This is a genomic window from Variovorax sp. GW531-E2, assembly GCF_059423125.1.
In genome coordinates this window covers 44,093-52,402 of the sequence record NZ_JBWKXQ010000044.1, presented here as the reverse complement: position 1 = coordinate 52,402, position 8,310 = coordinate 44,093, and the positions used below count along the sequence as shown (strand labels likewise).

8 protein-coding genes are annotated in these 8,310 nt (G+C 67.3%); 7 read left to right on the top strand and 1 reads right to left on the bottom strand.

Annotation, left to right across the window (positions count from 1 at the left end; genetic code table 11):
* From AC07XP_RS22610 to scpC, 3 genes are all read left to right on the top strand, one after another.
* A partial coding sequence (locus AC07XP_RS22610; RefSeq protein ID WP_495265923.1) for a hypothetical protein occupies positions 1–711 on the top strand: 711 nt, incomplete at its 5' end.
* A gap of 133 nt (positions 712–844) precedes the next feature.
* A complete protein-coding gene (locus AC07XP_RS22605) occupies positions 845–1,795 on the top strand; it encodes a bestrophin family protein (RefSeq protein WP_495265922.1) in 951 nt (316 codons plus the stop codon).
* 68 nt (positions 1,796–1,863) lie between these two features.
* A complete protein-coding gene (scpC, locus tag AC07XP_RS22600) occupies positions 1,864–3,363 on the top strand; it encodes a succinyl-CoA:acetate CoA-transferase ScpC (RefSeq protein WP_495265921.1) in 1,500 nt (499 codons plus the stop codon).
* 61 nt (positions 3,364–3,424) lie between these two features.
* Here the strand turns inward: scpC and argC are convergent, their stop codons facing one another.
* Positions 3,425–4,348 carry an N-acetyl-gamma-glutamyl-phosphate reductase gene (gene argC, locus AC07XP_RS22595; protein WP_095950437.1) on the bottom strand — a complete coding sequence of 308 codons (924 nt, stop codon included), beginning with the start codon at positions 4,346–4,348 and terminating at the stop codon, positions 3,425–3,427.
* Positions 4,349–4,555: 207 nt separating this feature from the next.
* Here argC and sucC point away from each other — a divergent pair, with 207 nt between their 5' ends.
* The 4 genes from sucC to AC07XP_RS22575 all read left to right on the top strand — a co-directional run bounded on the left by sucC (position 4,556) and on the right by AC07XP_RS22575 (position 8,265).
* A complete protein-coding gene (gene sucC, locus AC07XP_RS22590; RefSeq protein ID WP_062475330.1) occupies positions 4,556–5,722 on the top strand; it encodes an ADP-forming succinate--CoA ligase subunit beta in 1,167 nt (388 codons plus the stop codon).
* 10 nt (positions 5,723–5,732) lie between these two features.
* On the top strand, positions 5,733–6,626 hold the full coding sequence (sucD, locus tag AC07XP_RS22585; RefSeq protein ID WP_056575184.1) for a succinate--CoA ligase subunit alpha: 894 nt from the start codon (positions 5,733–5,735) through the stop codon (positions 6,624–6,626).
* Between the two features lie 116 nt (positions 6,627–6,742).
* Positions 6,743–7,426, top strand: a complete 684-nt coding sequence (locus AC07XP_RS22580; RefSeq protein ID WP_495265920.1) for a TerC family protein — start codon at positions 6,743–6,745, stop codon at positions 7,424–7,426.
* A 29-nt stretch (positions 7,427–7,455) separates the two neighbouring features.
* A complete protein-coding gene (locus tag AC07XP_RS22575; RefSeq protein ID WP_070063289.1) occupies positions 7,456–8,265 on the top strand; it encodes a Stp1/IreP family PP2C-type Ser/Thr phosphatase in 810 nt (269 codons plus the stop codon).
* Positions 8,266–8,310 lie beyond the last annotated feature (45 nt).

The following is an 8,310-nucleotide window of genomic DNA, read 5'->3' as shown; positions in this document are numbered from 1 at the left end:
CCCGCCCACCCGCAGTCCCTCGTTCGCACCGGCGCCAAGGCCGGCTTCGCCTTCGCCGGCTCGGCCATCAAGGGCGCGCTGATCGGCCTGTTTCTCGGCGGCGGCGTGTTCTTCTACTACCTGAGCCAGCTGCAGGGCCCGGGCATCCCGGCGGCGCGCGCCGGTGGCGCGGGCGCCATCCTGGCGCTGATCATGTCGCCGCCGCTGTTGGTGGCCGTGCTGCTGTCGCTGTTTGTCGGTGTGTACTTTTTGCTCGGCGTGCAGCGGGGCCGCGCCCGCGCGATGCAGCACCTGGTCGCGGCGCGCGGCGAGGCCGTGTCGCAGCGGCTGGGCGACGCGATCGCGGGCCGCATCGAAGCCATGCCGCGCACCCATGGCGGCTTGCAGCGCGTGGCCGACTGGCTGTCGCCCGACGCCCTGTGCCAGCAGCTCGCACCGGTGCTCGGCGAAGGCCGGGCCGTGCGCGCGGTGGTCGGCTTCGTGCTGGGTCGCCTGCCCCTGAGCGACATGCTGGCCGAGTGGCAGCAGGAGCGTGCCGCGCACGGTGCGACGACGCCGGCGACGGGCGAAGACCCTGCCCTGCGCGCCCTGCTCACGCGCCGCATCCACGAGGTGCTGCAGGAGATGGCGACGCCCTCGCGCAAGCTCTTCTACATCGCGCTGGTGGCGCAGGCCGTCCTGCTGGGCGTGGGGCTGTGGCTCGTGCGCTGAGCCCGACCGTCTTCGTTGGTCTTGGGGCGCCCCGCCGCCCTCGCGCTGACGCCTCGGCGACAATCAGCGCCCGCGCGGGCCTTGCGGTGTGCGCGGCCTCCATGCCTGCCTGTCTCCCCTGCCCCCCGCTTTCATGATCGTCCGGAAACGCCCGTCCGGGCTCAAGCTGTTTCTGTCCTGGCGGGGCTCCGTCCTGCCGCGCATCGCCGCGGCGCTGACGCTCAACGTGATCGTGGCGATCGTCGTCACGGTGCTGCACGGGCGCTTCGGCTCCATCAAGATTCCGCTCGGCACCGTGCCCTTCGCGCTGCTGGGCCTGCCGCTGGCGATCTTCCTGGGCTTTCGCAACACCGCGGCCTACGACCGCTTCTGGGAGGCGCGCAAGCTCTGGGGCGAGGTGATCCTGCGTTCGCGCAACCTGGCGCGTCAGTGCCAGAGCCTCATCGACGGCGATGCGCCGGTGAACGCCGGCGCCGACACCGTCCGCCGCCTGGACGACCTGCGCGTGCGCATGACCTTGCGCGCCGCGGCCTTCGCCCATGCGCTGCGCCACCAGCTGCGCGGCACCGATGCCGCCGCCGACACAAAGCCCTTCCTGCGCGAAGCGGAGTGGCAGGGCCTGACCCAGGTCGCCAACCGGCCGCATGCGCTGCTGATGCATATGGGCGCCGACCTGCGCGAAGCGCTGCGTGCGCGGCGCATCGATCCGGCGCTGGCGGCGGGCGTCGACGGCACGCTGTCGGCGCTGAGCGCCGCGGCCGCGTCGTGCGAGCGCATCCTCAGCACGCCCATTCCCTTCTCGTACACGCTGCTGCTGCACCGCACGGCGTACCTGTACTGCTACCTGCTGCCCTTCGGGCTGGTGGACTCGGTCGGGTTCATGACGCCGGTGGTGGTGCTGATCGTGGCCTACACCTTCTTCGGCCTGGACGCGCTCGGCGACGAGATCGAGGAGCCCTTCGGCACCGAGTCGAACGACCTGCCGCTCGAGGCCCTGTGCCGCACGCTCGAGATCGACCTGTGCCAGTCGGTGGGCGCCCCGGCGCCGGCGCCGCTGGTGCCGGTCGACTACTTCCTGCGCTGACACCCGCCGCGCGCGCGGTGCCGGCTTTTCCTTTTCCTGCCTGACGAAAGAAAGACGTTTTGTCCCCCATGCCGCACGAAGACCGCATCCGCCTGCCCGCCCTGCGCAGCAGGATCACCACCGCCGAGGCCGCCGCCGAATGGATCCGCGACGGCATGGTGGTCGGCATGAGCGGGTTCACGCGCGCCGGCGACGCCAAGGCCGTCCCGCTGGCGCTCGCGGCCCGCGCGCGCCGCGAGCCGATGAAGATCACGCTCATGACCGGCGCCTCGCTCGGCGGCGACGTGGACCGCCAGCTGACCGAGGCCGGCGCCATCAGTCGGCGCATGCCGTTCCAGGTCGACACCGTTCTGCGCCAGGCGATCAACCGCGGCGAGGTGATGTTCATCGACCACCATCTGTCGGAAACCGTCGAGATGCTGCGCACGCGGCAGATCCCGCCGATCGACATCGCGATCATCGAGGCGGTGGCCATCACCGAGACCGGCGCGCTGGTGCCGAGCACCTCGATCGGCAACAGCGCGAGCTTCGCGATCCTGGCCGACAAGGTGATCGTCGAGATCAACACCTCGCAGTCGACCGCGCTCGAAGGGCTGCACGACATCTTCATTCCCAAGCACCGCCCGCAGCGCGAGCCGATGCCGCTGGTGGCGCCGCACGACCGCATCGGCACCAGCGCCATCGAGATCCCGCCCGAGAAGATCCTGGGCATCGTGATCACCGACAAGGCCGACAGCACCTCCACCGTGCTGCCGGCGGACGCCGAGACCGCCGCCATCGCGGCGCACCTGGTGGCGTTCTTCGAGCGCGAGGTGGCGCAGGGCCGGCTCACCGAGCGGCTGCTGCCGCTGCAGGCGGGCATCGGCACGGTCGCCAACGCGGTGATGTCGGGGCTGGGCGCCGGGCCGTTCGAGCACCTCACGATGTACTCGGAGGTGCTGCAGGACTCGACCTTCGACCTGTTCGACGCCGGCAAGCTCGACTTCGCCTCGGGCTCGTCGATCACGCTGTCGCCCGCGAAGGCGCGGCAGGTGTTCGGCGACCTGGCGCGCTACAAGGACCGGCTGGTGCTGCGGCCGCAGGAGGTGAGCAACCACCCGGAGATCATCCGGCGCCTGGGCATCATTGCGCTGAACACGGCGCTGGAGGCCGACATCTACGGCAACGTCAATTCGACCCACGTGCTGGGCACGCACATGATGAACGGCATCGGCGGCTCGGGCGACTTCGCGCGCAACGCCTACCTGTCGATCTTCGCGACCAAGTCGGTCGCCAAGCAGGGCGCGGTGTCGAGCATCGTGCCGATGGTGTCGCACGTGGACCATGCGCCGCAGGACGTCGACATCCTGGTCACCGAGGTGGGCCTGGCCGACCTGCGCGGGCTGGCACCGCGCGAACGGGCGGCGGCGATCATCGCGAACTGCGCGGCCGAGCCGTACCGCGCGATGCTGCAGGATTACTACACGCGTGCTGTGGCGACCTGCGGCGGCCACACGCCGCACCGGCTCGAAGAGGCGTTTTCATGGCACGTGCGCTACCGCGACACGGGCACGATGCGGGCCGACTGAAAGCAAAAAAGGCCGGTCCTTGCGGGCCGGCCTTTCTCTTATCAGCGCTTGAAGCGGGGGCTCAGAGCGCCAGCATCAGCTTGAGGTTCTGCACCGCGGCGCCGCTGGCGCCCTTGCCCAGGTTGTCCAGGCGTGCGATCACCACGGCGTGGCGGTGGTCCTCGTTCGGGAACACGCGGATCTCCAGCTGGTTGGTGTCGTTGAGCGCGAGCGCGTCGAGCTTGCCGTCGTCGGTCGGCGGCAGCACCTTCACGAACTGCTCGGGCGTGTTGCTCTTGGCGTAATGGGCGGCCAGGGCGTCCTGCAGGTCGCCGGCCTTGGGCTTGCCGGGCAGCAGGTCGAGGTGCAGCGGTAGCTGGACCAGCATGCCCTGCTTGAAATTGCCCACCGACGGAATGAAGACCGGCCGGCGCGTGAGGCCGGTGTAGGTCATGATTTCGGGGATGTGCTTGTGCTTCAGGCCCAGCGCGTAGGTCTCGAACAGCGGCGCCTTGCCGGCCTCGTAGTCCTCGATCATGGTCCGGCCGCCGCCCGAATAGCCGCTCACCGAAGGCAGCGACACCGGGAAATCGGCCGGCAGCAGGCCCGCGTCGACCAGCGGGCGCACCATGGCGATGGCGCCGGTGGCGTAGCAGCCGGGGTTGCCGACGCGGTCGGCCTGGGCCACGGCCTGCCAGTGGCCTTCGACGAGTTCGGGGAAGCCGAAGACCCAGCCCGGCGCGATGCGGTGGGCGGTCGAGGCGTCGATGATCTTGGGCTTCTTGCCCGGGAGCTGGTCGATCAGCGCGACCGATTCGCGCGCCGCGTCGTCGTGCAGGCACAGCACCACGAGGTCGACGCCGGCCATCAGCTCGCGCTTGGCGGCCACGTCCTTGCGCAGCTCGGGCGCGATGCTCACGAGCTCGATCTGCGGCATCGTCTGCAGCCGCTCGCGAATTTGCAGGCCGGTGGTGCCGGCTTCGCCGTCGATGAAAACCTTGGCCATATCGGAGTATGCGTAGGGTGGCTAGAAGAAAGTACGTATTGACCGCAACCGCACATCAAGTATTGGTGCGGCGCACCATGATACAGTCCGCGGTTGTTCGCCGCCCCCAGCCGTCAGGCTGCCGTCGCCCGCGAACAACAGAGCAGAAACAACAGTCTCACTCCCGATCTCCCGTTCTCAACCTCCTCCTTCCGAGAGACATCCCTCATGAAGATTCACGAGTACCAAGGCAAGGAAATCCTTGCCAAGTTCGGCGTGCCGGTGCCGCGCGGCATCCCGGCCTATACGGTTCAGGAGGCGGTCGAGGCCGCCCAGAAGCTTGGAGGCCCGGTCTGGGTCGTCAAGGCCCAGATCCACGCGGGTGGCCGCGGCAAGGGCGGCGGCGTCAAGGTCGCCAAGTCGATCGAAGACGTCAAGAAGCTGGCTGGCGAGATCCTCGGCATGCAGCTCAAGACCCACCAGACCGGCCCTGAAGGCCAGAAGGTGCGTCGCCTCTACATCGAAGACGGCGCCGACATCAACAAGGAATACTACATTTCGGCCGTGACCGACCGCGCCACCCAGAAGGTGGCGTTCATCGCTTCGAGCGAAGGCGGCATGGACATCGAGGAAGTGGCCCATTCCACCCCCGAGAAGATCATCACGGTCTACGCCGACCCCAAGGACGGCCTGACCGACGCGCAAGCCAAGGAAATTGCCGACGGCATCGGCATGCCGGCCGATTCGACCGCCCAGACGGTCGACATCCTGAAGAAGCTCTACACCTGCTACATGGAGACGGACGCCTCGCTGGTCGAGATCAACCCGCTCAACCGTGACAGCAAGGGCAACGTCGTCGCCCTGGACGCCAAGTTCAACTTCGACAGCAACGCGCTGTTCCGCCACCCCGAAATCGTGGCCCTGCGCGACCTGGACGAAGAAGACGCGGCCGAAGTCGAGGCCTCGAAGTTCGACCTCGCCTACATCTCGCTGGACGGCAACATCGGCTGCCTGGTGAACGGCGCCGGCCTGGCCATGGCCACCATGGACACCATCAAGCTGTTCGGCGGCGAGCCGGCCAACTTCCTGGACGTGGGCGGCGGTGCCACCCCCGAGAAGGTCACGGAAGCCTTCAAGATCATGCTGAAGAACAAGAACGTGGAGGCCATCCTCGTGAACATCTTCGGCGGCATCATGAAGTGCGACACCATCGCCACCGGCGTGATCGCAGCCTGCAAGGCCGTGAACCTGCAAGTGCCGCTGGTCGTGCGCATGAAGGGCACCAACGAAGTCGAAGGCAAGAAGCTGCTGGCCGAGTCGGGCCTGCCGATCATCAGCGCCGACACCATGGCGGACGCGGCCCAGAAGGTCGTGGCAGCAGTCAAGAAGGCCTAAGGAACAAGTCATGTCGATCTACATCAACAAAGACACCAAAGTCATCACGCAAGGCATCACCGGCAAGACCGGTCAGTTCCACACCGAGAAGTGCCAGGAATACGCGAACGGCAAGAACGCCTTCGTGGCGGGCGTGAACCCGAAGAAGGCCGGCGAGTCGATCTTCAACATCCCGATCTTCGGTTCGGTGAAGGAAGCCGCCACGCAGACCGGCGCCACCGTGTCGGTGATCTACGTGCCGCCGGCAGGCGCCGCGGCCGCCATCTGGGAAGCTGTCGAAGCCGACCTGGACATGGCGATCTGCATCACCGAAGGCATCCCGGTTCGGGACATGCTCGAAGTGCGCAACAAGATGAAGGCCAAGGAAGCGGCCGGCGGCAAGAAGACCTTGCTGCTGGGCCCGAACTGCCCTGGCCTCATCACGCCCGACGAAATCAAGATCGGCATCATGCCCGGCCACATCCACCGCAAGGGCCGCATCGGCGTGGTCTCGCGCTCGGGCACGCTGACGTACGAAGCCGTGGCTCAACTGACGGAAATCGGCCTGGGCCAATCGTCGGCAGTCGGCATCGGCGGCGACCCGATCAACGGCCTGAAGCACATCGACGTGATGAAGGCTTTCAATGACGATCCGGACACCGACGCCGTCATCATGATCGGCGAAATCGGCGGCCCCGACGAGGCTGACGCAGCCCGCTGGTGCAAGGACAACATGAAGAAGCCGGTCGTCGGCTTCATCGCCGGTGTCACCGCCCCTCCCGGCAAGCGCATGGGCCACGCCGGCGCGCTGATCTCGGGCGGCGCCGACACGGCCGAAGCCAAGCTCGCCATCATGGAAGAGTGCGGCTTCACCGTGACGCGCAACTTCTCGGAGCTGGCCAAGCTGCTCAAGGGCAAGCTGTAAAAAGCACACCCACCGCTGGCGGCATTCCCGCCGCTCGCATTACCACGCAGAAATGAAAAAGCGCCCGCATTGAGTTGCGGGCGCTTTTTTAACTACAACACAGTGGAATCAGAGACATGGAACTTCTTCAAAGCACGGACTTCTGGATCGGTCTGATCAAGATCGTCTGGATCAACATCATCCTCTCGGGCGACAACGCCGTCGTGATCGCCATGGCGGCGCGATCGCTGCCGCCCGCGCAACAGAAAAAAGCCGTGCTGTTCGGCTCGGGCGCGGCCGTGGTGCTGCGCATCGTGCTGACGGTGGTGGCGGCCAAGCTGTTGGCGCTGCCCTACCTGCAGATCATCGGCGGCGCCCTGCTGCTGTGGATCGGCCTGCAGCTGCTCAGCGAGGAAGACGAAGGCGACGGCGAGTCCAAGGAATACGGCAGCATGTTCGCGGCCGTGCGGACCATCCTGCTGGCCGACCTGGTGATGAGCCTGGACAACGTGATCGCCGTGGCGGCCGCCGCGCAAGGCAGCATGGTGCTGCTGGTGTTGGGTCTGGCCATCAGCATCCCCTTGGTGATTTTCGGCAGCACGCTCATGATCAAGCTCATGGAACGCTTCCCGATCATCGTCATGCTGGGTGCCGCGCTGATCGGCTGGGTCGGCGGCGAGACCATCGTGAGCGACGTGTCGCTGCACGAGGCGCTGGCAGCCAACCCCTGGATGCACTACGCGGGCGCGATCGCCGGCGCGGTGCTCGTCGTGGCCCTGGGCCGCTTCCTGCAACGGCGCGCACGCGCTGCTGCGCACTGATCCCTTCAAAAAGCGAGCGCTGACAAACGATGGCAGGTGTTGGCGTTTCCCTTTTCTCCAGTCGACCGGCGCTTAGCTGGGAGTTTGCGGCGCTGACCGATGTCGGGCGCCTGCGCGCTCACAACGAAGACGCTGTGCACGTCGACCCGGCCCTCGGCCTGGCGCTGCTGGCCGACGGCATGGGCGGCTACAAGGGCGGCGAGGTGGCCAGTGCCATGGCCATTTCGCTGATGCACGCGAGCTTCGGCCGCTGGTTCGCCCAGGCCGGCATGCAGGCGCCCGCCCGCGTGGTCCGGCGTGCGCTGCAGGCGGCCACCGACGAGGCCAACGGCGCCATCCTCCAGGCGGGCATCACCCACGAAGAACTGCGAGGCATGGGCACGACCCTGGTGCTGGCGGCGTTCCGCCCCCAGCGCGTGGTCGTCGGCCACATCGGCGATTCGCGCTGCTACCGCCTGCGCAACAACAAGCTGGAGCAGCTCACGCGCGACCATTCGCTGCGCCAGCAGCAACTCGACGCGGGCGCCATCACGCCCGAAGAGGCCCTGAACTCCCCCACCCGCAACCTCGTGACGCGGGCCGTGGGCGTGGAAGCCCAGGTGTTGCTGGAGATGCACGAGCACAGCGCCAGGCCGGGCGACCTGTACATGCTGTGCTCCGACGGGCTCAGCGAGATGGTGCCGGATGCGCAGCTTTTCACGCTTTTGAGCCGTGATCTGGGGCTGAAGGAGATGGCTTCACTTTTGGTTGCAATTTCAAACGACAATGGCGGACGGGATAACATTTCAGTTGTTCTGGCCAAGGCGGGCGTCAGCGAAGCGACCCGCGGGGCCATGTAGCAGCCAACCCAGGCGGCGGACCGTTTGCGCCGCCTGACGGTGCTG

Bases quoted from the DNA above. Each gene is read 5' to 3' on its own strand.
- AC07XP_RS22575 (WP_070063289.1), top strand. From the start codon at position 7,456: ATGGCAGGTGTTGGCGTTTCCCTTTTCTCCAGTCGACCGGCGCTTAGC.
- AC07XP_RS22605 (WP_495265922.1), top strand. From the start codon at position 845: ATGATCGTCCGGAAACGCCCGTCCGGGCTCAAGCTGTTTCTGTCCTGG.
- argC (WP_095950437.1), bottom strand. From the start codon at position 4,348: ATGGCCAAGGTTTTCATCGACGGCGAAGCCGGCACCACCGGCCTGCAA.
- scpC (WP_495265921.1), top strand. From the start codon at position 1,864: ATGCCGCACGAAGACCGCATCCGCCTGCCCGCCCTGCGCAGCAGGATC.
- sucC (WP_062475330.1), top strand. From the start codon at position 4,556: ATGAAGATTCACGAGTACCAAGGCAAGGAAATCCTTGCCAAGTTCGGC.
- AC07XP_RS22580 (WP_495265920.1), top strand. From the start codon at position 6,743: ATGGAACTTCTTCAAAGCACGGACTTCTGGATCGGTCTGATCAAGATC.
- sucD (WP_056575184.1), top strand. From the start codon at position 5,733: ATGTCGATCTACATCAACAAAGACACCAAAGTCATCACGCAAGGCATC.